A 25,528-nucleotide genomic window follows, 5' to 3' on the forward strand; every position below is an offset into this window, starting at 1 on the left:
GCCTAAAGGTTCCTTAAACGAGAGAAAAAAATCAAGGAAAACCCAGTAGTTTTAAAAAAAAGCATAGTAAATTTATTAGGAATTAAATTTCAACTCATGCTTTTTCAAAGGGATAAATTACAGGAAATCCTTGTTGCACTGGATTTGATAATTGACAAAATTTACGAATTTGAGCATGAGTATGCTTTTCAACTCAATAAGGTACATCCAAATTATTCCCATAGTGCTAAAAATTTAGTGCATTATCTGGCCATGCGTTCTTTTAACATGAATATTTTTCAGGATAAGCTGGAGGATATTGGATTGCCTATTGCCCTGGAATCTCAAAATAATGTTTTATACGGTATATTGAATTTCAGAGCGGTGATTAACAGTTTAATTCATAATGAAGTTTCTGATGAAGAACATGATTATATAACAAATAAGGAGGTTAAAAAGATTCTTAAAAAAAATCACAAAGCACTTTTTGGAAAGATAAAAAATAAAAGAAAGACGGCTATTATGGTTACCCAACCCGTGGAAGCAGCAAGTGATAAGGAACTTGTCAAATCACTTTTAAAACAGGGTATGGACTGCGCAAGAATAAACTGTGCGCATGATGATGAAACTGTTTGGAAACAAATAATTGATAACATTAGGGCATGCAGAAAGAAATGCAAAATCATGATGGATCTGGGAGGCCCCAAGATTAGAACAGGCAAGATGAAACCCGGCCCTAAAGTCATTCATATTAAGCCAAAAAAAAACGCATTGGGCCAGGTAACCGAACCAGCCAAAATTTGGTTGGCTCCTTACGGCACCAATCCTCCTGCAGATAAAAATGCAGATGTTGTTATTCCGGTAAACAAAAAATGGCTTAGAAAAACGAAAAAGGGTTCCTATATTATTTTCAGAGATTCACGTGATAAAAAGTGCAAAATATTTATCGATGCGAAAGAGGACAGGGGACGTTGGGGATCATGCAGTGATTCAGCTTTTGTAACGACTGGCACCTTACTAAACGTGTTTTTGGAAAAGAAATCAACTTCTGAAATCCATTCTGTTCATGAATTGCTGCCACTGGAAGAAGTGATCTTTTTATTTGAAGGTGATTTGTTGAGGTTGGATAAAAAAGAAATTCCGGGCGAGCCTGCAGTTTATGATGGAGAAGGAAACCTAAAAGAACCGGCCCATATCTCCTGTACCTTACCAGAGATTTTTGACACTGTAAAATCAGAAGAGGAGGTATATTTTAACGATGGTAAAATTGAAGGAATCGTCAAAGAAGTCAATACGGATCATTTAATGATTGAAATTTCCAATGCCAAAAAAAAAGGGGGAAAATTGAAAGCCGATAAGGGCATAAATTTCCCAAATAGTGTTTTAGGCGTAAGCGGATTGACTCAAAAGGATAAAAAGGATTTGAAATTTGTAGTCAGGCATGCAGATGCAGTTAATTTTTCCTTTGTTAATAATAAACAGGATGTTGAGGAATTACTACAGGAGTTAAAAAAATTAAAAGCGAACATAGGGATCATATTAAAAATTGAAACTAAGGAAGGCTATAGAAATTTACCCGGTATTTTGTTAAAGGCAATGGAAAATTATCCAGTTGGTGTTATGATTGCGAGGGGAGATTTGGCCATAGAAGCCGGTTGGAAAAACTTTGCTGTTATTCAGGAAGAAATATTACAGCTTTGTGATGCAGCGCATTTACCTGATATATGGGCAACACAGGTATTAGAGAATCTGGCTAAAAAAGGAATACCAACAAGAGCTGAAATTACTGATGCGGCAATGGCACAGCGAGCAGACTGTGTTATGTTGAATAAAGGGCCTTATATAGAAAAGACAGTTAGAATGCTTGATAAGGTACTTCGAAGGATGGAGCGGATTCAGAGAAAAAAATTAACCATATTACCTAAACTGGAGTTTAACGAAAACCTCTGATAAAAATTTGACAAGCCTAAAAGACCCTTTATGAGTTGGTTATAAACAGAGAAAAAAACATCAATTTCAAGGTGCTTTTATGAAATGGATCATTGGTTTTTCCACCTTGCTTTTACCCAATTTTTTTCTTCCTTCAGGTTCAAGAAGGTCCAGGCCACTATTCTACTGGTTTTATTTCCCTGGCCCATGGGGATTGTTTTGTATTCTTCAACTTCAAACCTGTCAAATGCTTCATACATATATTTGAGATTAGACTGTTTTGACACCAGCGTAGAAAACCAGCAACAGGATTTCCCGTATGTCACACTCTGTTTGATCATATCGAGGATAAACTTTTTTTCGCCACCCTCGGTCCACAGCTCCTTATCTTTTCCACCAAAATTCAAATCAGGTTTGCTGATTTTTTTATTTTTAAGATTGCTTAGTTTTCGAATCGTCCCTGCTTGTGATTCAGCAAGTGAAGCATGAAAAGGGGGATTGCAAACCGATACATCAATGCGTTCATCTTTTTTAAGAATTCCTGCAAAAATTTTGGAGTCATTCTTTTGCAATCGGCATTCAACCTGCCCTTTTAGGTTTGGGTTTGATTCAATTATAGCATTGGCTGAGGCGATGGCTATCGGATCAATATCAGAGCCTATAAAGGACCAGCCATATTCGCTGTTACCTATGATAGGATAGACACAATTTGCGCCAACGCCGATATCCAGGCATTTAATTTGATTACCGGTTGGCATTTTTCCAAAATTACTGCTGCATAAAACATCGGCGATATGATGGATATAATCTGCTCTTCCAGGTATGGGAGGGCAGAGATAATCTTTGGGGATATCCCAATGGGTCAAACCGTAATAATGCATAAGTAAAGCCTTGTTGAGCATCTTCACGGCTTCTGCATTAAAGAAGTCGATGGTTTCATCCCCGTATTTATTTTCAGTAACGAATGGCTGCAATTCAGGGCAGCTGTCGGTCAGCAATTTAAAATCATAGCGCTCCCGGTGTTTATTTCGTTTGTGCAGTCTGGTTTTTTGGGCTGGATGTTTTTTCTTTTTGTCGGGCATGAAAATAAAAAAGTTGGTTTTGAGGTGCCAAGATAAGACAATATACAGGCATAGGCAGGTCTAAAGTCTGGAATCCTCTTTAGGCCCAAAAATAATTCATGGCCAAGAATTAGTACTGCGCTCTGTATAATTAAATGGTCAAATGGGCTTACGATATAGTCTGTGTCTTCAATCCACAGCTATTTGAACAGTCTTTTGAAGCTTACTGATGTCAAATTTCTTTTCTTTAATTCTACCTAAAATTTCTTCATAGGTATTTTTATCCATTTTTGGTGTTCTTGAAAGGATCCATAGATATTTTCTGTTGGGATGACCAACCACTGCATAGCTGTAGTCATCGGCCAGATCTATAATCCAGTATTTGCCTTTAAAAGGCCAGAAAAACTGAACCTTAAGTTTGGCATTACCCGTTCCCGGGTCAATAAATGCCTTTCCTTTAATATATGACTCCTTGCCGTCTATACTATCTTTACGACACCTGTTTTCGACGATGATATAGTCTTTGTCAGATTGGGTATAGGTGGCCGTTGTACAGTGGCAGCCTTTTTGAAACCGCTGGGGAAAAGAGGCGATCTCATACCAGGTGCCTGCATATTTTTCCAGATCAACTGCTGCCACGGTTTCCAAATCTTGCGAGGTACATTGTGTAAATATTGTCATGATCAATACAGATAATATAAGGGGGTTTTTCATTGCATGAAAGTTTGGTTTTGCACACCTTTAAAGGTAATCATTCGTAAGGAGTGATTCAAGAATTAAATGTTTGTTTTTTACCTGAGATGTAGCTTCAAAACATAACTGTCAGCAGTCATAAACAAAACCGATTGATCAGAGTTAAAAGCTACGTTGGAGGTGGCCCGACCTGTTTTGATCGTTCCCAGATGCCTTCCGGAAGGGTTAAAGATCAATACGCCTCCGGGTCCGGTTGCAAATAAATATCCGGCATCATTCACTTTTAAGCCATCAGGTAAACCTTTTTCCGAGGAGGTCAACTCGGTAACATCATAGAATACTTTTTTTGAAAGGATCCCGGATTCCTTGTCAATATCATATGCCATCCAAATGGCACGTTCAGGATCAGAATTAGCTACATATAATATTTTTTCATCAGGCGAAAAAGCGATACCGTTAGGGCGGCTCAATTCTGCATCCAGGATATGAAGGTCTCCCAAAGGGTCATACCTGTAAACCCCTTGAAATTCTAATTCTTTTTCAGGATCTTCCATTCGTTTTGCCAATCCATAAGGCGGATCCGTAAAGTACAGGTTCCCGTTGGAATCGAATACAGCATCATTTGGGCTGTTCAGTTTTTTTCCGTCAAAATTGCTCACCAATGTTATAAATTCCGGCTTTGGATCATCGACAGCAGAGATCATTTTGGCCATTTGCCTGTTACCATGCTGACATAGGACCAGAGACCCTTCAGGATCTAAAAGTAAACCATTGGCGCCGGGTTCTGAACCCTCAAAATGCTCACCTGTAAAACCTGAAGGGTTGAGGTATTCTTTGACTCCGTTTTCTTCGGTCCAGCTATACACTGTATTTCTGGGAATGTCGGAGAAGAGAAGCATTTTCTGCTCATCCAGCCATAAAGGCCCTTCTGTCCAGTCGTGATTCCGGGATAGGATTTCCATTTTATTTTCAGGATTCAGTACCTTTTTCAGTTCCTGGTCTATCTCCTCAATATATCCTTGTTCAAGAACCTCAGTCTGAGTTTTTGTCTCCTTCTTTTTTTCTGTACATGCAAAGAGTAAGATTCCTATGATGGCAAGCATTGCAAAATGTTTCATTCTGATTGTTTTTTTAATATGGTTCTAAGCTAAGATCCTGATATAATGATTGAAAGAAAAATTCATTTCAATTTCATAAAAAAAAGGATTTGATTTGGCTCAAGTGTGTTTATACATATTTAGGATATAAAATCAATGATACGCTCTATACTCTCAGCCTCAAAAAATCTCGGATCATCAATTTTGATGTCTACTTTTTCATAGGCCCAGGTGGTGTGATAAGGTACATGAATGGCAAACCCACCCAATTCAAGAACCGGAATGATATCTGATTTAACAGAATTACCTATCATCAAAAAGTGCTCCGGTTTACAATCGAGGTGTTTTAATAATTTTGCATAGTCTGACACCTTCTTATCACTCATGATTTCAATATGGTGAAAGTGTTTTTCCAATCCTGATTTGATCAGTTTGCGCTCCTGATCGAGCAAATCGCCTTTTGTAGCCATTACCAAACGATACCCTCCGTTCAACGCTGCAAGAACCTTTTCGACACCATCAAGAATTTCAACCGGTTTATTGAGCAATTCCCTTCCTAAATTTACCGCTTTGTTCACTAATTTAATATCTGCCTTTTCATCGGTAATCCTTCCTATGGTTTCGACCATGCTCAGCATAAAACTCTTGACCCCATAACCGTACAAGGCGAGATTATCCATTTCGGTTTTAAACAATTCCTTCTGAACACTGTGATGCGGAAGGAAGTCTTCCAAAAGATTGCTGAACTTTTCTTCAGCTTCCCTAAAATAAGGTTCGTTTACCCACAGTGTATCGTCTGCATCAAAAGCGATTACTTTAATATCTTTCATTTTTTGTTATTCTTTTGTTCTATAATTGATTTTTAAATAAAAATGAGTGACCATTCATTTAACCAAATCAGGTTGGCAGTCTATGACTTACATATCAGGCTAAGGAATAATTCCATAGGGACTCAACCGATGATGAACAAAAGCTTCTCCGTAATCTGCACCTGATTCAATACCCCTGAATAATTCCATTTTCGCATGGTCGTCAGGATAATATTCTTTTATCTTTTGACTTTTATGGATAAAACAGGCCTTCCATTTTGTTTCTATAACAGATGAGATATCCACAAATGTGTCTGGTTGAAAATTCTGTGTTTGTCCTCCGGCAACAACTTCGTAATAATAGAATGCTGCTTTTCTTCCGGTACTATTCCAGGCGTCAAAAGTGAGATTTGAGCAGATTCGATGATCCCTGTGGGTATCAATTGGCCAATGTGTAAAAACCATATCTGGTTTTTCTTTGTTTAGAAGTTCATACATTTTATGATACCACTTTGAAGTAATTTCTGTACTGCCATCAATTTGACCCAGAAAAACTGGTCGGGCTTTTAAGATTTCACAAGCCTTCATGGCTTCTTCCTTTCTGATTTGAGCGGCTTTGTCGTGAGTAAGCCCTGGGATCCCTGCTTCTCCGGTGGTTAAGTATACGCAGACTACTTCATGACCTAAAGAAGTGAATTTATTTATGGTACCGCCCATTCCTGTTTCAGGGTCATCCGGATGAGCACCGGTTACCAGGATCTTAAGTCTTTGTTCAGATTCAATATGGTTGTGTGAAGCTCCAAAAGTTTTGGTCGAGACCAGGGCAGCTCCCGAAGTAAGTGCCGCTTTAGTAATAAATTTTCGCCGGCTTGTCATAAACGAGGATTTATTTTTTTGAATTTTGCTTTAAAGTTAGCTTATTGCAGGCAATTTCCAAAAGTAAAAATTGACCTTATTCAGTTCAAAAGAGAGGATACAATTATATCAGCAGCTACCTGGCTTCCTTTTAAAGAAGGGTGAAAACCATCGGGTCCGTAATAGTCAAAATTTGCGGTCTCATCGAAATGGGATTTCCAGGCTTCCCCAACCGGACATAAAACGGCGCCGTTTTCTAAAGCAGCTTCACGGTAGTTCCTGATAACTCCGTCAAATGTATGATAATATTGCCTGGAAGGCCAAACCATAAAAAAAGCTAATTGAGCTTTACTGGTTTCACAAATCTTTGCGATCTCCTTTCCATAACTCAATAGCAAGGCTCTTCCTTCTGCCTGTGAAGACGGGCCCTGCTGAACGACAACATAGTCAAAATCACCCTTTTGTATTTTTGTTTGAATTAGCCCGTCATTCCAATGATCGACAAGGGCATAATTGGGTTTTGCCAAAATTTCTGTTGTGATTTTTATGCCTTTTTCTTTTCCTCTTTCCTGAACAAGCCCCGGAAGGTTGTTGTAATACGTAAGGCTGTTGCCAACAAAAAGAATTCGCAATTCTTTAGCCTGTTGAAAGGATGGATCTGTTTTTATCCCATCTTTTATTTCAAAGTGTATACCTGTAAACTGAAATAATAACAGAAAACTGATAAAAAAGAATGCAGAAATGGATTTCATCATATCGTATACATTGAGAAGTGAAAAGAATGCCTTTCCAAGCCTGCCTATCCTTTTTTCTTAATTTCATGATGACTTAACATACATAGCGATAAGTCATTTTTAGCATAAAAAATACACGCCTGCTTTGACAATTTACCCATCATTCCAAATCTGGAAATGAGTGAGGACATAAAACACACCAAAATGCGTTTTATGCCTCTCTTAATTATCCCGGTAAAATTCCCTTCAATCTGTTGTAAGGTAAAAATTACAGCCCAAATGATTTAAAGTATCATTTAAAATTCCCTGTAAGGTGCATCCAAAAAAGCATTTGCCTCTTCTTCAGAAAAACGAGCCTTTTTATTGTCCCAGTGTAAAGTCTTATTCGGAAAACGGCCTGCAATTACCCCCAGCAAAATTGTTTCAGTTAATCTTGAAGCATACGAAAAAGGCGCAGTGGTTTTGGCATTACCCAAACAGGCATCTACAAACTGATGATAATGTTTGTTGCTTTCCATATTATAATCCCCTGTAGGGGGGCCTAAAGCTTCTTTATCCTTGACAAGGGAGAGGTCAAGATCTATGTACTTACCATCCACAATATGTTTTGGAAGCTGCATAAAATGGGGCAGAAGCAAGCGTCCTTTTTCTCCAATAAACATAGCTCCCTGATCAGGAAGTTCTTCATTGTTAGGTAATTTAAGATCCTCGTGAGCCTGTGGAGCTCCGGGACCGTCATTCCAGATCCAGGTCAATGTGTCTGCCGTATAAGGTGTGCCGGGGAATTCATAGGTAACGGTATTGTTTTCCGGAAAACCAAACCCATTGGGAGGCCTGCAATCGTTTTTAATGGTTCTGGGAACATCCAGCTGCAAGGCATTGTAGGGTGTGTCGAAAATATGCACCCCCATGTCTCCAAGGGTTCCGCATCCATAGTCAAGTATTTTTCTCCAGTTGCTTGTATGGTAATATCCTTCTTTATAGGGTCGGTCAGGTGCCGTACCTAACCACAGGTTCCAGTCGAGATGATCGGGAACAGGGTCTGACCCTTGGGGTGCTGGGCCATCATAGCCCCAGTTTTTAGGCGACCAGGCACGAACTCGTTCAACTTTTCCTATGATACCACTTTGGATCAGGGTTGTAGCCAGTTTATAATCATAGAAAGAGTGAACCTGTATACCCATTTGTGTGACCAGTTTTTTTTGTTCAGCCATTTTCCTCATGGCCCTGGCTTCAGTTACGTGATGGGTTAGTGGTTTTTGACAATAAACGGGTTTATTCATTTCCATAGCCATCATTGAAGCAGGGGCATGGGTGTGATCAGGAGTAGACACAATGACGGCGTCAATATCTTTCTCCATTTCCTTTAACATGATTCTGTAATCTGCATAAGTTGTTGCCCCCGGATGCATTTTTTTAGCACTTGCGAGCAATTTAGAATCTACATCGCACAGCGCTACAACTTCTACGGCGCTATGGGCAGCGATGGCTTTAAGGTCTTCAACTCCCATCATACCTAATCCAATATGGGCAGTTCTTAACTTTTTGTTCTTTGACAAGGCCCAGATCGGGGACGGAATGAATACTCCCATTGTCAGGGCAGCTGTGCTTTTTAGAAAGTCTCTTTTTTTCATGTGCTGGGTTTTATAATTTTCTGATCTTGATATTTCTGAACCAAATAGGGCTTGAATGGTCTTGCAATCCTATATATCCCTTTTTAAAGGAACCATAAAGATTGGCATCCTTCCATTTTCCGGCATTCTTTCTTTTTTCCCAGTCTTCAGACCAGGGAACAAAAGATACCAGTTTTTTACCGTTGAGCCAGTATTCCGCTTTTTCCGGGGTGAATATAATTCGGGTTGAATTCCATTCACCAACAGGGTTAAGTATTTTCTGAGATGCATCTGCGGGATACATGGCATAGTCGGACCCGGTTTTTTGCCAATCCTGTAAATCCTGAAGATTCTCAGTGACTCCCATATCAGTATTGTATTGCGTTAAATCATGAATGGAAGCATAGTTTTCATCATCAATAAGCTGGTATTCGGGTGAGATATCAGGAGGTAAAGCATCAGGTATTCCTTCTTTTAGGTGATAGTATATCCCGCTGTTGCCTCCTTTTGGAATTTTCCATTCCAGATAGAGTTCAAAATTATCAAACTCTTCCAGGCCATAAATGATATCCGTACCTCCGGTATAATCCTGTTCCATTCCAAGTTCTGTATCAAAAGTAAGAACACTGTCTTTTGCAATCCAGCCCGGAGGAAGCGTTTCACCGTTGTAGGCACGCCACCCATTGGTTGTAGTACCGTCAAAAAGATAGATCCAGTCATTTGACTGAACTTTGTCAGGTTGAGGTGTAATTGTTTCATTTACCTCTTTATTGGTCTTTTTTTCACAGGCCATAAAAACGGTACAAATCACCATCGTGGCAAGCAACTTTTTCATAAATTTTGAATTTATTTTGATACAATATTTTCATTCTATTGGTAAATGTACAAATCAAATTGAAAAGATGCATACTAGCTTGGATAGAATCCTCTTCTTCCGGGGCAGACGAAAGCAGATAAGGGTTGAATGACATATTTGGAGAACAAAGGAGCGGTATCGCGTTCACATTGTGTCAGATGAAATGACCCTGTAACATGTTTATAAACTTTATTCAGGAATGACGAAACTTTAACAAAAGGAGTGAGATAATACCCCCAGGGCAGAGGCGAAGATGTCTTTAGCATCCAACATTTGATTTCCGGCTTGCATAAACTCGTGCAAAATTGAACCTGCTGTAATAATTAGAATGACCAGTCAGGGATACCTGTAGCTTTTTATAAGCATCAATTGCGAAAACCCGAGTACATAGAACAAACTAGTGGCCCGGTCTGACAAACCGAGATCAGACAGTTTGTTATGGTAAGCGTAATACCTGTAAAAAGCTTTTGAAATAAATCCTAGAATTACAGATAGCAAACCGATAAGGCCATTTGTCAGATGAAGACGACTCATAAGGGTGTTTTGAAGTAAAAAAACAATTTCTAAATTACTATTTTAATGTAAAGAGCATTTAAGGTTGACTGGATAAAGTGAAAGATATTTTTTCGATACCAACCTCCGTCATCCAGACCTTATTTTTCTTAAACCCAAAATTCAGATAAAAATTGACGGCTGGAAAATTATCATGTCCCGTTTCAACCGAGAGGAGATCAACTTTAAACGTATCCCGGACAAAACACAATAGTCGATACCCTATGCCTTTTCTAAAAAATTCGGGAGCAACGGTCAGACTGCGAATATGGATATGATTCTCATTGATTTCCAATTCCATGATTGCGCACAATTCCTCTTCATGGCGGTAGCCGTAGAATGTAGTCTTGCTTTGCTGAATTTCAGATGCCGTTCTTTTTAGGGGAGGAAAATCGTCATGATTCAACAGGAGGGCTTCAACGGCATAGGATTTTTGAAATATGTTATAAATCAATTTGCTCGTTTTCAAAGACGAATGGTCAATTTTTTCAATCATGATACAGACAAATTACTGGCAGGGCAATCGCTTAATGGTTTGCATTCGTTTGAGATATACTTTGGTATTTTATATATGAATATACCACGGGGATCACTGTTATAAAAACCGTGATAACGGCAAATAGCGTGAAGTTTGTTTTTTTGTCAAGAAGTATACTTGTCAATACAATGAGAAGCCCCCCGGCAAACCACAATTTACCGGCCAACTTATGAGTTGCCTTCCAAACTGTTTCATTTTCGAGTGTCCATGGAGTTTTGATGCCGATAAAATAATTAGCTCTTAAGGTCTTGAAATAGTTTCCTAAAAGAGCGAATAAAATACCTATCAACAATACGATATAGTTTGGATTATACAGGGTTTCATTCAAGGCGGCATAGATGATGATCATGGCCAGGGCCGACATAAACAGGGTCATAATCGATTTTAAAATGGTGTATTTGTTTCCCATGTTTTTAATTTTCCTTTTTGGGTCAATCTTGGGAATAATAGTGAATAAAACATAGATTAAAAGGGGTAGTAGCACAGGAATTAAAATCAGTTCCGATTTTTCGCCGTAGCGGTCAATTTCTCCTTCCATGTTCCAATGCAGCGGTACTTTTTCAGGAAGGCTGTTCCAGACATAAGCCAAATATACAAAGGGGATAAGAACGATAATAATAAGGGGTAACTCTTTTTGCAGATTAGTTTTCATAATTATTTTTTTAAAGTGAGCACCCATGAAAGTAGATCTTCAAGGATACTGGTGTTTAAAGAATATTGAATGAACTGGCCTTTTTTCTCACTTGTAATCAGGTCAGCTCTTTTGAGTATATCCAAATGGTGTGATATACTGGGCTTTGAGATTTGAAACCTGTCAGCTATTTCTCCAGCATTCATATCCTTGTCTTTGAGCAATTCAATAATCTGTCTTCTGGTTTCGTCATTAAGGGCCTTGAACAGTGAGTTCATCATTTATTTAGTTATTTAGACAAATATCTAAATAATATCTGAAATACACAAAAAAATTACACTAAAATTTCTTAATGATAATTTAACCTGGCATTGAATTCCGGTCAAAATCAACTGATTTGAAGAGGTAATCTTTCAAAAGTCCTTGAAATTCACAGGTTTTCATGAGTCTAAATCAGCTAATGTTGTATTTTTGCAAAAAAAAATAAAATATGAGTGCCAAAAAACCTCTAACATTTGATGTGTTAATTGAAATACCAAAAGGAAGTAGAAACAAATACGAGTATGATTTTACGTTACATAAAATTCGCTTTGACAGGATGTTGTTCTCATCCATGATGTATCCTGGAGATTATGGATTTATTCCTGAAACGCTTGCACTGGATAAGGATCCCCTGGATGTGCTGGTTTTAGGTGCCGAGCCTACATATCCAATGGTTGTTATGGAAGTAAGGCCGATTGGGGTGTTTCACATGACTGATGAAAAAGGACCTGATGAAAAAATTATTTGTGTGCCGGTAAACGATCCTATCTACAGCAAGAGAATGGATATAGCAGATCTAAATCCGCACAGGTTGAAGGAAATTGAACATTTTTTCCAGGTATATAAAGATTTGGAAGAGAAAAAAGTTGATACCGGAGGATGGGGAAATTCGGCAGAAGCGATTAAAATATATCACGAATGTGTGCAACGTTATGACCAAAGTGATCACAAGAAAAAAAGAACCTTTACTATTTAGTAAAAGAACTTAAAATATAGCAATGAAAGCAAACCGCCATTTATCTGAATGGCGGTTTTTTTTATCACACAATAATGTTTACTTTTAGCCCCTCAATAATTCAAATCACTAAAAAAACATATTACTTGAAATGGAATTAATCGTACATTATTTATGGTTGTTTGGCGTACTTGCACTGGCATTTGTATTTATTAAAAATGCATGGGTAGCTAAACAAGACGCAGGAAATGAAAAAATGGTAAAAATCGCAAAACACATAGCAGATGGGGCCATGTCGTTTTTAAAAGCCGAATACAGAATATTAGCGATTTTTGTGGTTGCCGTTGCTATCTTACTTTATTTTAAGGGTGAAAATGAGGAAGGATCTCATTGGATGGTTGCTCTTTCATTTATAGTTGGAGCAATTTGCTCGGCACTTGCCGGATTTATCGGAATGAAAGCAGCAACAAAAGCCAATGTGAGAACCACACAGGCAGCGAGAACCTCTTTGGGTAAAGCACTTGAAGTAGCATTTGCGGGAGGTGCCGTAATGGGCCTTGGTGTTGTAGGCCTTGGCGTTTTGGGCCTTAGCGGTTTATTTATGATCTATCAGGGAATGTGGCCATCAACAGGCTTATCAACAGAATTAAAGGCAGATAATATAGCAATGGTATTAAATGTACTCTCCGGGTTTTCTTTGGGAGCATCTTCAATTGCATTATTTGCTCGTGTAGGGGGAGGTATATATACCAAAGCTGCTGATGTTGGAGCGGACCTTGTGGGCAAGGTAGAAGCGGGAATTCCTGAAGATCATCCTTTGAACCCTGCAACAATAGCAGATAATGTGGGTGATAACGTGGGAGACGTTGCCGGTATGGGTGCCGATTTATTTGAATCATATGTTGGTTCAATTATCGGAACAATGGTCTTGGGAGCATTCATCATTACACCGAATTTTGATGGCTTGGGCGCTGTTTATTTACCTTTGGTACTTGCTGCAGTTGGAATTTTGATGTCGATCGTGGGAACCTTCTTTGTAAGGGTTAAAGATGGCGGCAGCCCTCATAAGGCATTAAACATGGGAGAATTCGGATCAGGATTTCTAATGATCATTGCTTCTTATTTCATCATAAATCAAATGATCCCTGAAACCATTGATGGATTACCTTTTGGTGCCATGGGTGTTTTTTATGCGACACTTGCAGGTTTGATTGCAGGATTCTGTGTGGGAAAAATAACAGAATATTATACAGGAACCGGAGGAAAACCGGTTTTGTCAATCGTGAAGCAGTCTGAAACAGGTTCTGCCACGAATATAATTGCAGGTTTGGGTGTGGGTATGATGTCAACAGCAATTCCAATTTTATTGATTGCAGCTGCTATTATTGTTTCTCATCATTTTGCCGGACTTTATGGGATCGCAATTGCGGCTGTAGGAATGCTTGCTAACACAGGAATTCAATTGGCGGTAGATGCTTACGGTCCGATTTCGGATAATGCCGGGGGTATTGCTGAAATGGCCGAATTACCTAAAGAAGTCAGAGAAAGAACAGATAAATTGGATGCGGTAGGAAATACAACAGCTGCCATTGGTAAGGGATTTGCCATTGCTTCAGCAGCACTTACGGCTTTGGCATTGTTTGCTGCTTTTATGAAAACGGCTAATGTAACGGCTATTGATGTTTCTCAGCCGAAGATTATGGCCGGGTTATTGGTTGGAGGGATGCTTCCATTCGTATTTTCGGCCTTATCGATGAATGCCGTGGGTAGAGCGGCCATGGCAATGATTGAAGAGGTAAGAAGGCAGTTTAGGGATATTCCTCAATTAAAAGCCGCCCTGGAAGTAATGAGAAAGCATGATTCAGATATGTCTAAGGCTTCGAAAGAAGAGCGTGAAGTATTTGATGCAGCAGATGGCTATGCCGAATATGAAAAATGTGTGGAAATATCTACAACAGCTTCGATTAAGGAAATGGTTTTTCCTGGATTATTAGCCTTAGCTGTTCCGGTTGCCATCGGATTTATTGGTGGCGCTGAAATGTTGGGAGGCCTGTTGGCCGGAGTAACCACATGTGGCGTACTTATGGCTATCTTTCAATCGAACGCGGGAGGAGCCTGGGATAATGCAAAAAAAATGATAGAAGAGCAGGGCAGAAAAGGAACTGAGGCACATAAGGCAGCAGTTGTTGGTGATACTGTTGGAGATCCTTTTAAGGATACTTCAGGACCATCTTTGAACATCCTGTTAAAACTGATGTCTGTAGTAGCCTTGGTAATCGCTCCAAGTATCGCTTTGGATACAGATGAAATAACAGCATACAATACGGAATCTATCAAACTTACCGAAGAGGTAATGGTTACAGAAACTGCTGAAGGAACAATAGTCACAGATGAGACTACCCTTACAATAGAAAGTGAGCAGCTTATTGATGAAACCATAAAGGCGGAGGAAACATCGGCCGAAGAAATAAAGGAGCAAGAGTAAGGATTGATTTTCAGAATTCATAACAAAAAAATACGAGTTTCAGCTCGTATTTTTTTTTTGCTCTGATATTTATGCCTGAAAAGATTGCTTTTAGGGTCTTTTTTACTAACTTTATAGATAGGGTTTTGATTTAAATGAGGCTGTGTTATGCAAGTAAAAGAACCTTTTAAAGACTTTGTTTCTTTAAACGTCAAAGAGTCCATTTGGGAACATTTTTATACCGTCGCTCCACTTGTAGTGATTGGCTCAAAGGAAGGTAATGGCTTTGATCTGGCCCCTAAACACATGGTCACCCCTTTAGGTTTTTCTGATTTTTTCGGTTTTGTTTGTACCCCACGTCATAATACTTATCAAAACATTAACAGGCATTTGAGGTTTTCGGTGAGTTTTGTGAAACCCGATCAGATACTTTTATCCTCTCTGGCCGCCATACCAAGATGTGCCGTAAATAATTTTTCTAAAGACATTACTGATCAGATCCCCACTGTTATGAATCAGGAACAAACGGCTATTTTTATTGAAGATTCTTATGTGATGCTGGATTGCAGTTTACATAAGATTATTGACGGGTTTGATGATTACAGCCTGATTACCGGAAAGGTAGAAAACGCATTGGTTCATAAGGACTATAAGATTATTTCAGACAAAGGCCAACAAAAACAAATATATGATCATCCGCTTCTGGCTTATATCGCACAAGGCAGATTTGCCAGTATCAAAGAGACTTTGAGTTATCCCTATCCTAAGGATTTTCAGCGATAACAATTTAATAATAGTTTGGCATGAAAATTTCTGCTGCTAGACATATTGAAGCATTTTTAAAAGATCATCAGGAAGATATGATCGTCTTTTTAAAGAATCTTGTAAGCCATGAAAGCCCTTCTCATGATGCTGATTCTCAAAAATATTTAATGAAAATTTTAACAGATGAATTTCAGTCCCTGGGTTATTACACTAATCATTTTCCTGGTGTAAAAACAGGTGGGTTTTTCTATGCCAGACCCAAAGACCATCCAAAGGGAGGAAACATCCAGTTATTGATAGGCCACTGCGATACCGTCTGGAAAAAATACACCTTGGAAAACATGCCTGTTAAAGAAACAGAAGACAAGATATCGGGTCCCGGGGTATTTGATATGAAGGCCGGGATTACCCAAATAATCTTCTCCATTAAAGCCCTGATGGAATTGAATTTAACATGTCAGCTAAGCCCTGTGATCCTTATCAATTCTGATGAAGAAATTGGAAGTTATGAATCGACCAATGCCATAAAAAGAATTTCTAAAATTGCAAGGCGTGCTTACATTTTAGAACCGCCTCTTGGTTTGGAAGGCAAATTGAAAACAGCGCGTAAAGGAATTGGTAAATTCATCATTACTGTTACCGGCAAGCCTGCTCATGCAGGCCTGAACCCTGAAAAAGGTGTGAGCGCAATAGTAGAATTGTCTTATCATATTCAGCATCTGTATGCCCTAAATGATTTTGAAAAAGGAATCACGGTGAATGTCGGGATGATACAAGGTGGGTCATCTGCAAATGTGATTGCCGAAGAAAGTAAAGCAGTGGTTGATGTAAGGGTCTATAATATGAAAGACGCTGCCTATATCCAAAGGGAAATAAGCAATTTAAAGCCCAAGCACCAAGGCACATCTCTTCAAATTGAAGGCGGATTTGGAAGGCCGCCAATGGAAAAAACCGAAAGAAATCGAAAACTGTGGAAAATTGCTAAAGATATTGGTAAAAGTATACAACTGGAGCTGAAAGAATCAACAGCGGGAGGAGGTTCAGATGGCAACACAACCAGTTTATTTACAGCCACACTTGACGGGCTGGGGACCGTAGGTGACGGCGCACATGCCAGGCATGAGTTCATATATAAAACAAAGCTTATTGAAAGAACGACCCTTCTCTCCTTGCTGTTATTAGCCAAGGATATTAAAGATGAAAAATGAAGTATAATCCCTAAATTAAAAAAAAATGAATTCCAGATATATATTTTCCTCGATGCTTAGAATCAGTGATTTGGAAAAGGTATCGTTCGAAGTTAAAAAGTTTGAAAAAATCAAGTGGAAAACAGGTGATTATGTGATTGGAGAAATAACCAACACCGGTAATGATCAGATGCAAATTGAGTTGACCAATGGAAGAATGCGGAGTTTTATGAAAGGAGATTTGGTAGCCGGGGCCTTGGGAGAACGCTATGCAACACTCGAAGCAACCGGATCATGGCGTGAAGTTGAAGAAGATGGCATCATGCATTTACTCACCGGTGGAGGTTTGATGGGAAAGTGTACTTCAAAATCGGTTTACCTGCCAAATTTGATAGAAATAAAATACATGGGACATATGATTCGGGAAGGAAGTATATCTAAAATGGATGATTTCGTCAAGACAGTTCCCTTCCAAAAATTCAATCTTCCCGTAATTCTTTTGGTAGGTACTTCAATGTCGGCCGGGAAAACCACAGTGGCCAAAATCATCGTTAATCAGCTAAAAAGAGCGGGATTAGAGATAGTTGCCGGAAAATTAACCGGGGCTTGCAGGTACAGGGATACGCTGTCTTTAAAGGATGTAGGTGCCGGTCATATTTTTGATTTCGTCGATATTGGTTTACCATCGACCATCTATCCAAGGGAGAGGTTCAGAAAAAAGCTGGGACAGTTATTAAGCCGGATTCAAGAGATAAAGGCCGATGTGGCTGTTATTGAATTAGGAGCTTCACCCCTGGAACCCTATAACGGGGATATCGCCTTTGAGGAGCTTAAAAACAGCGTTAAATGTACGGTGTTATGCGCATCCGATCCTTATGCAGTATATGGGGTAATGAAGAGTTTTAACCTGAAGCCGGATATTGTGAGTGGTATTGCAACCAATACTTTTGCGGGTGCCGAATTGATAGAAAAGCTTTGTGGTGTAAAGGCACTTAATTTAATTAATCCGGGTACGGCGGCAGAATTGAGAAGTATCTTATCAAAGAAACTAAATATTCCTTTGTTAAATAATCAGGTGGAATATGAGAATAATTAGGCAGTGATGAACTCATATGCAGGATCAGGAAATAGTTTAGTGAGGTTAAAATCACTTTTGGGAATTCTTCCTTAAAAAAGTTACCTTTGATTTTTCAAAAAAGTACTATGCGCAGGATCGCTATATTATTGCTTCTTTTTTCGGGTTTTCTACAAGCACAAAATGATGGTACTTTTGTTGACGATAAATACTTAGAAGACCAGCTTTATTTTAATTTAACGTATATATACTTACTGGACTTACCGGATAGAGTGTCCCAGTCGGGATTCTCCTTTGGATTGGGAGGAGGATTCATCAAGGATTTTCCATTGAATAAGCAGCGCAATATTGGTTTGGGAGCCGGCCTGGGATACGGTTTCAATAATTATTATTTTAATGTTCAGTTAGACGCTGTAAATCCGGTGGATGGAGAGATCAGCCTCAAGAATAATAAGATCATACTGCACACTGTTGAGTTACCTTTAGAGTTAAGATTCAGGGGTTCCACAGCATCCAAATACAGGTTTTGGCGATTTTATCCCGGATTTAAAGTTGCCTATATTTTTGCTAAAAACACAAGTTTTAGTAAAACGGCCGATTTTGATGTCAGTGATATCATTCAGGTTAATAAATGGTTATACGGGCTTACTTTTTCAGCCGGTTATAATAAATGGAACCTACACTTGTATTATGGCTTAAATAACCTTTTTGAGGAAACAAAAACAAATGACTACGCGATAAACATCGGTGACCTGAGAGTCGGCCTTATCTTTTATATATTCTGATAGATTTGAAAGCTTATAAACTGAGAGACAAGGCCTAAAAGAAATCCTATATATATTTCTTTAGGGCGATGCGCATTTAATGCAAGTCTGGAAACGCCGATTAATCCTGCAATTATAAACAAGCCTGCAATGATGGAATTGAAATTCAACTGATATTCATAACTCATCACCATCACAAATCCAATGACACCTCCAATACCCAGGGTGTGTAAACTTGTTTTGACTTTGATGTTAAAGAGCAAATACGTAAAACTAAGTGCAAAGGCTATCCCGAAGAATGAAAATGCAAGCAGGTCTGCTATTTGTATGCTTGTCATGGCCCTGCCGATAAGAAATGAAAGCATAATAAAGAAAAGTACCGGAAACTTCCGCTCATCAATACTTCTCAGGTGATAATTATTGATCAGGTTTATTCTTTTTAAAAAGGCCAGGAGCAATATTGGGATGATATATGTGCTGATAAAAACAATCAGTAAAATAATGTACTCCTGTTGTTTTACAATATGTTTGGGTGTGAGATATAAATACAGGAAACTGCCCATAAAAGAAAAGAGAAGTGGGTGCAACACGTAGGAAATCAATTTATACACAAACATAATCTAAAGAATCTTTTTTCTTAACCTGGCTACCGGAATGTCTAATTGCTCACGATATTTGGCTACAGTTCTTCTTGCAATCAGATAGCCGCTTTCTTTAAGGAGATTACTCAGTTTTTCATCAGTAAGCGGTTTCCTTTTGTCTTCATTGTTTATTTCGGTTTGCAGAATTTTCTTGATCTCTCTCGTCGATATATCTTCACCTTGTTCATTTTTCATAGACTCTGAGAAAAAACTCTTAACCAGCTTGGTTCCATAAGGGGTGTCGACGTATTTGCTGTTGGCAACCCTCGAAACGGTCGATACATCCATATTGATCTGATCAGCGATATCTTTTAAGACCATCGGCCTCAACTTGCGTTCATCACCCGTAAGAAGATATTCCTTTTGATAATGCATGATCGCATTCATGGTGATCATTAAGGTTTGTTGACGCTGTTTAATCGCATCTATAAACCATTTGGCGGCATCCAGTTTTTGTTTGATAAACATGACAGCATCCTTTTGAGATTTTGATTTATCCTTTGATTCCGAATAACCCTTCAGCATGTTGTCATATTCCCTTGATATATGTAGATCAGGAGCATTTCTGGCGTTTAGACTCAACTCCAGTTCTCCCTCGTTGATCCGAATGGTAAAATCGGGCACTATGTGTTCAATCATGGTTAAATTCCCTGAGAAGGCTCCGCCGGGCTTTGGATTTAACTTTTCTATTTCTTTAATTCCTTCATTGAGTTCTTCCAGGGAAATCGAAAACTTTTGAGCAAGTTTAACGTAATGCTTTTTGACAAACTGGTCAAAAGATGTCCTCAGTATTTCTTTGGCCAAAGACCTTTCTTTTGTTGCTTCTTTTCTGTCGAGCTGGAGCAAGAGACATTCCTTAAGTGACCTGGCTCCCACACCTGCAGGATCCAGTTGTTGGATAATATGGAGAATTTCTTCAACATCCTCCTTGGTTGTGTAAATATTTTCTGAAAATGCCAGATCATCAATAATGTCTTCAATAGTGCGTCTGATATAACCGTTATCATCTATACAACCCACCATAAATTCCGCTATCTGTTCTTGTTCGGGATCAAGGCTGAAAGTGTGAAGCTGGTTGATCAGATGCTGATTAAAGGTAATTCCACCTGAGTACGGAATCCTGTTATCTTCATCATCACTGCTGTAATTGTTGGCCTGAAGTCTATAACTTGGAATTTCATCATCGCTCAGGTAATCATCTATGTTGATATCAGTTTCAATCGATTCTGTTCCTGTATCGTCATATTGCTCTTCATTGGAATCCTGGAATTCATCAGTAGATTCCTTGCCGCTTTCCAATGCAGGATTCTCTTCGATCTCTTGAGACAGTTTCTGTTCAAAGGCCTGGGTAGGCAGCTGAATCAACTTCATCAATTGTATCTGCTGAGGAGATAACTTTTGTTGTAGTTTTTGATATAAACTTTGTTTTAACATATGAAATAATACTTCAAGTTAAAGTTACAAAAAAAGGAACTTCCAAAAAGTTTAGGCCAATTGTGGCAAACATACATTAGAACTCAGCACTTTGAGGTGTTCTGGGAAAAGGAATGACGTCTCGAATATTACTCATTCCGGTAGCAAATTGCACCATTCTTTCAAACCCCAGCCCAAAACCTGAGTGAACTGCCGTTCCGAACTTTCTCAGGTCCAGGTACCACCAAAGTTCCTTTTCATCTATTCCAAGTTCTTGGATCTTTTCTTTTAAGACTTCAAGTCTTTCCTCTCTTTGACTGCCGCCAATTATTTCGCCGATGCCCGGAAACAAGACGTCCATGGCCCTTACAGTTTTGCCATCGTCGTTTAAACGCATATAGAAGGCTTTTATATTGGCAGGGTAATCAAACAGGATCACAGGAGATTTAAAGTGTTTTTCCACGAGGTAACGCTCGTGTTCACTTTGGAGATCTGCTCCCCATTCATTGATAGGAAACTTAAACTTCTTCTTTTTGTTGGGTTTGGAATTTTTAAGGATTTCTATGGCTTCGGTATAGCTTACCCTTTTAAAATTGTTATCAATAACAAATTTTAATTTGTCACGAAGCGCCAACTCACTTCTTTCAGCAGCAGGTTTGCTTTTTTCTTCGTCCAGCAATCTTTTTTCCAGAAATTCAAGATCATCCTTACAGTGTTCAAGTATATAAGTCAAAATATATTTGATAAAATCTTCACTGAGGTCCATATTCGCATCAAGGTCATTAAAGGCCACTTCAGGCTCGATCATCCAGAATTCTGCCAAATGCCTTGAAGTATTTGAATTCTCGGCCCTGAAAGTAGGGCCAAAAGTATATACTTTGCCTAATGCCATGGCATAAGTTTCGGCCTCAAGTTGCCCTGAAACCGTGAGATTTGTTTCCTTTCCAAAGAAATCTTCCTTAAAATCAATTTCACCCGATTCTGTCAACGGAGGATTCTTTTTATTCAAGGTAGACACACTGAACATTTCACCTGCGCCTTCTGCATCTGAACCGGTAATGATAGGGGCATGAAAATAGTAAAAGCCATTATTGATAAAATATTGGTGAACGGCAAAAGACAGTACTGACCTGATTCGCATCACAGCGCTGAACGTATTGGTTCTAATTCTCAGATGGGCGTTTTCTCTTAGGAATTCCATACTGTGCTTCTTTGGCTGAATGGGATATTCCTCAGGATTTGAAGCACCTAAAACAACAATTTCCGAAACCTGAATTTCGACGTTCTGGCCCTTTCCCTGGCTTTCAACCAATACACCTTTTACCTCAATCGCGGCACCTGTTGTGATCAGTTTCAACACTTCTTCAGGAGTGCTGTCAAAATCAATAACGCATTGAATGTTTTTGATGGTGGAGCCATCGTTTAAAGCAATAAACCTATTACTTCGAAAAGTTTTTACCCAGCCCTTGATTTGGATCTCTTGCAGTATATTTTTCGCCTCTAGCAATTCGGCTACGCTATAGTTTTGCATCCTCAGAAATTTAGGTGGCAAAGATACGCAAAGCGTTAAAATTGGGAAAGTATAATTATTTTAAAATTTCCATCAAATACTCGCCATAACCACTTTTCATCAAGGGTTCGGCTATTTTCCGGAGTTGATCGGCATCTATAAACCCTTTTCTGTAGGCAATCTCTTCTATACATCCTATTTTAAGGCCCTGTCGTTCTTCGATAACCTGAACAAATTGCTGGGCCTGAATTAGTGAAGCAAAGGTTCCGGTATCGAGCCATGCGGTACCTCGGCCCAGTTTGGCAACCTTTAATTTTCCCTTATCCAGGTAGGCTTTGTTGATATCCGTAATTTCGTATTCTCCTCTGGGCGAAGGTTTGATGTTTTTGGCAATTTCGACAACGCTGTTGTCATAAAAATAAACGCCGGGAACTGCATAATTTGATTTTGGCATTTCAGGCTTTTCTTCAATGGAGATCACGTTGTTCTCCTTGTCAAATTCCACAACCCCGTATCTTTCGGGATCTTTTACATGGTAAGCGAAAATAATTCCCCCATCAGGATTCACCGCATTTTTTAAGCGCCTTTCCAAGTCAGTTCCATAAAAAATATTGTCTCCCAGGATCAGGGCCACATCGTCATCACCTATAAAATCTGCTCCAATAACAAAAGCCTGTGCCAGTCCGTTAGGCACTTCCTGTACAGCATATTCAAACCTGCAGCCGAGGTTTTTCCCGTCTCCAAGGAGTCTTTCAAACAAGGGGAGGTCATTGGGTGTTGAAATGATCAGTACTTCTTTAATCCCTGCCAGCATCAGTGCCGACAACGGATAATAAATCATGGGTTTGTCGTAAATAGGCATTAACTGCTTGCTTACTGCAAGCGTTAGCGGGTGTAATCTCGTACCGCTGCCACCTGCCAAAATGATTCCTTTCATAGTTAATTATTCTTTATAGCTATCCTCATCTTCTTTAGGGATGATGGAAATAGCCGGTTTTTTGAATGTTTTTTTGTTGGCAATTTTCGATTCCAGAGACAATAGAAGGGATGGTAACAACAATAAATTTGATACCATTGCAAATAACAAGGTTACCGATACCAATCCACCCAATGCGATGGTTCCTCCAAAACTCGACACTGTGAATACCAGGAAACCGAAAAACAACACAATTGAAGTGTAGAACATACTTACGCCCGTTTCTCTCAAAGCAGCATAAACTGATTTCCTGACGTTCCATTTATGGGCGATAAGTTCCTGCCGGTATTTGGCAAGGAAATGAATGGTATCATCTACTGAAATACCGAAAGCAATACTAAAGACCAATACCGTGGAGGGTTTTATCGGAACCCCAAGGTATCCCATGAGTCCCGCTGTGATCAAAAGAGGAAGGATATTCGGGATCAGCGAAATAATGATCATTTTATACGATCTGAACATCCAGGCCATAAACAGTGAAATCAGGAAAATGGCCAAGGACAAAGAGATAACAAGGTTTTTGACCAGATAATTTGTTCCTTTTAAAAATACGAGGGCCTTACCGGTCAAGGAAACGTCAAACCTTTCGCTCGGAAAGACCTGCTCGATTTTTTCCTTGATACGCAGTTCAATGCTTTCCATTTTATCGGTGCCTATATCTTTCATAAAAGTAGTGATCCTGGCATATTGCCCCGTTGAATCAACGAAATTATTAAGCTGGTCGGAGGTGGCATCTGAATTTTTTGTATAAGCCAGGATAAAATTCTTTTCCTGTTCGGTGGGCAACTGATAATATTTAGGATTGCCATTATAAAAAGCCTGTTTTGAATATTTCACCATATTCAGGATAGATATTGATTTTGAAAGTTCAGGAATCTCGTCGATCTCCTCGTCGAGTTTATTCATTCTTTTCAAGGTGGCAAGATTCATGACCCCTTTTTTGCGTTTTGTATCAATCAATATTTCGAGAGGCATAATACCTCCAAATTCTTGTTCAAAAAACAGGATGTCTTTATAAAACTGTTTTCCTTTGGGCATATCTTCAATCAGGCTTCCGGAAACCCGGATCATATATACCCCAATGATACTCACAACGATAATACAAACAGTGGAAATATAAATACCTATCCTGTGATGCCTTACAGTATTTTCCATCCAGTTGACAATGGCATCTATCCATTTCCTTTCCAGGTGTTCAAGGTGTTTATCCTTGGGCTTATGCATAAAGCTGTAAATAATCGGAATGATAAGTAAAGACAGGATAAATATGACCAGAATATTAATCGAGGCTATGATACCAAACTCATTGAGCAACTGACTGTTGGTAAATATAAAAGTGGCAAACCCTGATGCCGTTGTAATGTTGGTCATCAATGTGGCATTGCCAATCTTTGAGATTACCCTTTGCAGGGATTTCGCCTGATTGCCATGCTTTTTTACTTCCTGTTGGTATTTATTGATCAGAAAGATGGCATTTGGAACCCCGATCACAATGATCAGCGGAGGGATTAATGCCATTAATACAGATATCTCGTATTGAAACCAGCCGATAAAACCAAGTGCCCACACCACCCCGATGCTAACCACTGTCATTGTAATAAATGTAGCTCTGTACGAACGGAAGAACAACCAAAAAATAAGCGAGGTAATAAATAAGGCCAGGCCTACAAAAATTCCGATCTCATCTATGATATTCTGAGCGTTCATGGTTCTGATAAAAGGCATACCGGATACCCTTACATCCAAACCGGTTTCTTTTTCAAATGCTTTTATTGAAGGGTTGAGTACTTCAAAAACAAAGCGTTCCCTCTTTTTTGTATTAACGATCGCTTTATCCAGATAAATGGCAGTTTGAACCGTACCTGTTTTTTTATTAAAAAGGATATTGTCAAAAAAGGGCAGATTCTTAAACAATTCATCTCGGATATCGAGAACTTCCTGGTCGGTCGTCGGCTCATTCTCAAAGAGCGGTTCAACGAAGAATTTTTGATTTTTTTTATCCTTTTTTAGTTTCTGAATATCTCCTATTGATATGGAAAAATCAACTTCCGGAAAAGTGTCCAGGTGATGAGAAAATTCATTCCATTTGTTAAAATTATCAACCTCAAACAAAGTGGAATCCTGAACGGCAATAATAATCATGTTTCCTTCCTCTCCGAAGATCTCAAGAAAATGGTCGTATTTTATGTTTTCTTCATGATCCCTGGGTAAAAGATTGGCTTCTGTATGAGAAAACTGAATATGCTTAATTTTTGATCCGAGAAATACGGTTATAGCAGCTAAAACAATCAGAATAAAGATCCTTTGCTTTAGAATAAAACGTGAAACTACTTGCCAAAAATTCATAAATCAGATTATTTTGCACCAAGGGCCATCTTCATTAGCATAC

The 25,528-nt window shown here is 38.9% G+C and carries 24 protein-coding genes; 7 read left to right on the forward strand and 17 right to left on the reverse strand.

The window, feature by feature from the left end; genetic code table 11:
• The first annotated feature begins 96 nt into the window (after positions 1-96).
• Positions 97-1,929 (forward strand): pyruvate kinase, encoded by a 1,833-nt coding sequence (locus AABB81_RS14320; RefSeq protein ID WP_342161241.1) that lies wholly within the window; start codon positions 97-99, stop codon positions 1,927-1,929.
• 89 nt (positions 1,930-2,018) lie between these two features.
• On the opposite strand, the gene rlmF is transcribed toward AABB81_RS14320, so the two are convergent.
• The 12 genes from rlmF to AABB81_RS14380 form a co-directional block, all read right to left on the reverse strand.
• Positions 2,019-2,990: a 23S rRNA (adenine(1618)-N(6))-methyltransferase RlmF gene (rlmF, locus tag AABB81_RS14325; RefSeq protein WP_342161242.1), complete on the reverse strand. Its 972-nt coding sequence runs from the start codon at positions 2,988-2,990 to the stop codon at positions 2,019-2,021.
• A gap of 168 nt (positions 2,991-3,158) precedes the next feature.
• Entirely contained in the window at positions 3,159-3,683 is a 525-nt protein-coding gene (locus AABB81_RS14330) for a lipocalin family protein (protein WP_342161243.1), read from the reverse strand.
• 77 nt (positions 3,684-3,760) lie between these two features.
• A complete protein-coding gene (locus AABB81_RS14335; RefSeq protein ID WP_342161244.1) occupies positions 3,761-4,780 on the reverse strand; it encodes an SMP-30/gluconolactonase/LRE family protein in 1,020 nt (339 codons plus the stop codon).
• A 119-nt stretch (positions 4,781-4,899) separates the two neighbouring features.
• Positions 4,900-5,589, reverse strand: coding sequence for an HAD family hydrolase (locus AABB81_RS14340; RefSeq protein WP_342161245.1), 690 nt, complete (start codon positions 5,587-5,589; stop codon positions 4,900-4,902).
• A gap of 99 nt (positions 5,590-5,688) precedes the next feature.
• Positions 5,689-6,444 carry a PIG-L deacetylase family protein gene (locus tag AABB81_RS14345; protein WP_342161246.1) on the reverse strand — a complete coding sequence of 252 codons (756 nt, stop codon included), beginning with the start codon at positions 6,442-6,444 and terminating at the stop codon, positions 5,689-5,691.
• Between the two features lie 80 nt (positions 6,445-6,524).
• A complete protein-coding gene (locus AABB81_RS14350; protein ID WP_342161247.1) occupies positions 6,525-7,178 on the reverse strand; it encodes an SGNH/GDSL hydrolase family protein in 654 nt (217 codons plus the stop codon).
• Between the two features lie 275 nt (positions 7,179-7,453).
• Positions 7,454-8,791: a Gfo/Idh/MocA family protein gene (locus AABB81_RS14355; protein WP_342161248.1), complete on the reverse strand. Its 1,338-nt coding sequence runs from the start codon at positions 8,789-8,791 to the stop codon at positions 7,454-7,456.
• A gap of 10 nt (positions 8,792-8,801) precedes the next feature.
• Positions 8,802-9,605, reverse strand: coding sequence for a 3-keto-disaccharide hydrolase (locus AABB81_RS14360; protein WP_342161249.1), 804 nt, complete (start codon positions 9,603-9,605; stop codon positions 8,802-8,804).
• A gap of 357 nt (positions 9,606-9,962) precedes the next feature.
• Positions 9,963-10,160, reverse strand: a complete 198-nt coding sequence (locus tag AABB81_RS14365; protein ID WP_342161250.1) for a hypothetical protein — start codon at positions 10,158-10,160, stop codon at positions 9,963-9,965.
• A gap of 58 nt (positions 10,161-10,218) precedes the next feature.
• Positions 10,219-10,674 carry a GNAT family N-acetyltransferase gene (locus tag AABB81_RS14370; RefSeq protein ID WP_342161251.1) on the reverse strand — a complete coding sequence of 152 codons (456 nt, stop codon included), beginning with the start codon at positions 10,672-10,674 and terminating at the stop codon, positions 10,219-10,221.
• 31 nt (positions 10,675-10,705) lie between these two features.
• Positions 10,706-11,368, reverse strand: a complete 663-nt coding sequence (locus tag AABB81_RS14375; protein ID WP_342161252.1) for an SdpI family protein — start codon at positions 11,366-11,368, stop codon at positions 10,706-10,708.
• A gap of 2 nt (positions 11,369-11,370) precedes the next feature.
• Entirely contained in the window at positions 11,371-11,625 is a 255-nt protein-coding gene (locus tag AABB81_RS14380) for an autorepressor SdpR family transcription factor (protein ID WP_342161583.1), read from the reverse strand.
• A 212-nt stretch (positions 11,626-11,837) separates the two neighbouring features.
• Here AABB81_RS14380 and AABB81_RS14385 point away from each other — a divergent pair, with 212 nt between their 5' ends.
• The 6 genes from AABB81_RS14385 (at position 11,838) to AABB81_RS14410 (ending at position 18,620) form a co-directional block, all read left to right on the forward strand.
• Positions 11,838-12,365, forward strand: a complete 528-nt coding sequence (locus AABB81_RS14385) for an inorganic diphosphatase (RefSeq protein WP_342161253.1) — start codon at positions 11,838-11,840, stop codon at positions 12,363-12,365.
• Positions 12,366-12,495: 130 nt separating this feature from the next.
• A complete protein-coding gene (locus tag AABB81_RS14390) occupies positions 12,496-14,829 on the forward strand; it encodes a sodium-translocating pyrophosphatase (protein WP_342161254.1) in 2,334 nt (777 codons plus the stop codon).
• Positions 14,830-14,976: 147 nt separating this feature from the next.
• A complete protein-coding gene (locus tag AABB81_RS14395) occupies positions 14,977-15,591 on the forward strand; it encodes a flavin reductase (protein ID WP_342161255.1) in 615 nt (204 codons plus the stop codon).
• 20 nt (positions 15,592-15,611) lie between these two features.
• Positions 15,612-16,781, forward strand: a complete 1,170-nt coding sequence (locus AABB81_RS14400) for a M20 family metallopeptidase (protein ID WP_342161256.1) — start codon at positions 15,612-15,614, stop codon at positions 16,779-16,781.
• A 25-nt stretch (positions 16,782-16,806) separates the two neighbouring features.
• Positions 16,807-17,856 carry a hypothetical protein gene (locus AABB81_RS14405; protein ID WP_342161257.1) on the forward strand — a complete coding sequence of 350 codons (1,050 nt, stop codon included), beginning with the start codon at positions 16,807-16,809 and terminating at the stop codon, positions 17,854-17,856.
• Between the two features lie 107 nt (positions 17,857-17,963).
• Positions 17,964-18,620 (forward strand): porin family protein, encoded by a 657-nt coding sequence (locus AABB81_RS14410; protein WP_342161258.1) that lies wholly within the window; start codon positions 17,964-17,966, stop codon positions 18,618-18,620.
• Here the strand turns inward: AABB81_RS14410 and AABB81_RS14415 are convergent.
• The 5 genes from AABB81_RS14415 to AABB81_RS14435 all read right to left on the reverse strand — a co-directional run bounded on the left by AABB81_RS14415 (position 18,608) and on the right by AABB81_RS14435 (position 25,485).
• The gene (locus AABB81_RS14415) at positions 18,608-19,216 is read right to left on the reverse strand and encodes a hypothetical protein (protein ID WP_342161259.1); all 609 of its coding nucleotides are present in this window, start codon (positions 19,214-19,216) and stop codon (positions 18,608-18,610) included. The genes AABB81_RS14410 and AABB81_RS14415 overlap by 13 nt on opposite strands.
• A gap of 3 nt (positions 19,217-19,219) precedes the next feature.
• Entirely contained in the window at positions 19,220-20,674 is a 1,455-nt protein-coding gene (rpoN, locus tag AABB81_RS14420) for an RNA polymerase factor sigma-54 (protein ID WP_342161260.1), read from the reverse strand.
• Between the two features lie 76 nt (positions 20,675-20,750).
• On the reverse strand, positions 20,751-22,184 hold the full coding sequence (gene asnS, locus AABB81_RS14425) for an asparagine--tRNA ligase (protein WP_342161261.1): 1,434 nt from the start codon (positions 22,182-22,184) through the stop codon (positions 20,751-20,753).
• Between the two features lie 55 nt (positions 22,185-22,239).
• Positions 22,240-23,100 carry a glucose-1-phosphate thymidylyltransferase RfbA gene (gene rfbA, locus AABB81_RS14430; RefSeq protein WP_342161262.1) on the reverse strand — a complete coding sequence of 287 codons (861 nt, stop codon included), beginning with the start codon at positions 23,098-23,100 and terminating at the stop codon, positions 22,240-22,242.
• A 6-nt stretch (positions 23,101-23,106) separates the two neighbouring features.
• The gene (locus tag AABB81_RS14435) at positions 23,107-25,485 is read right to left on the reverse strand and encodes an efflux RND transporter permease subunit (RefSeq protein ID WP_342161263.1); all 2,379 of its coding nucleotides are present in this window, start codon (positions 25,483-25,485) and stop codon (positions 23,107-23,109) included.
• Positions 25,486-25,528 lie beyond the last annotated feature (43 nt).

The sequence above is a fragment of the Lutimonas vermicola genome, from assembly GCF_038433205.1.
Classification (GTDB): domain Bacteria; phylum Bacteroidota; class Bacteroidia; order Flavobacteriales; family Flavobacteriaceae; genus Lutimonas; species Lutimonas vermicola.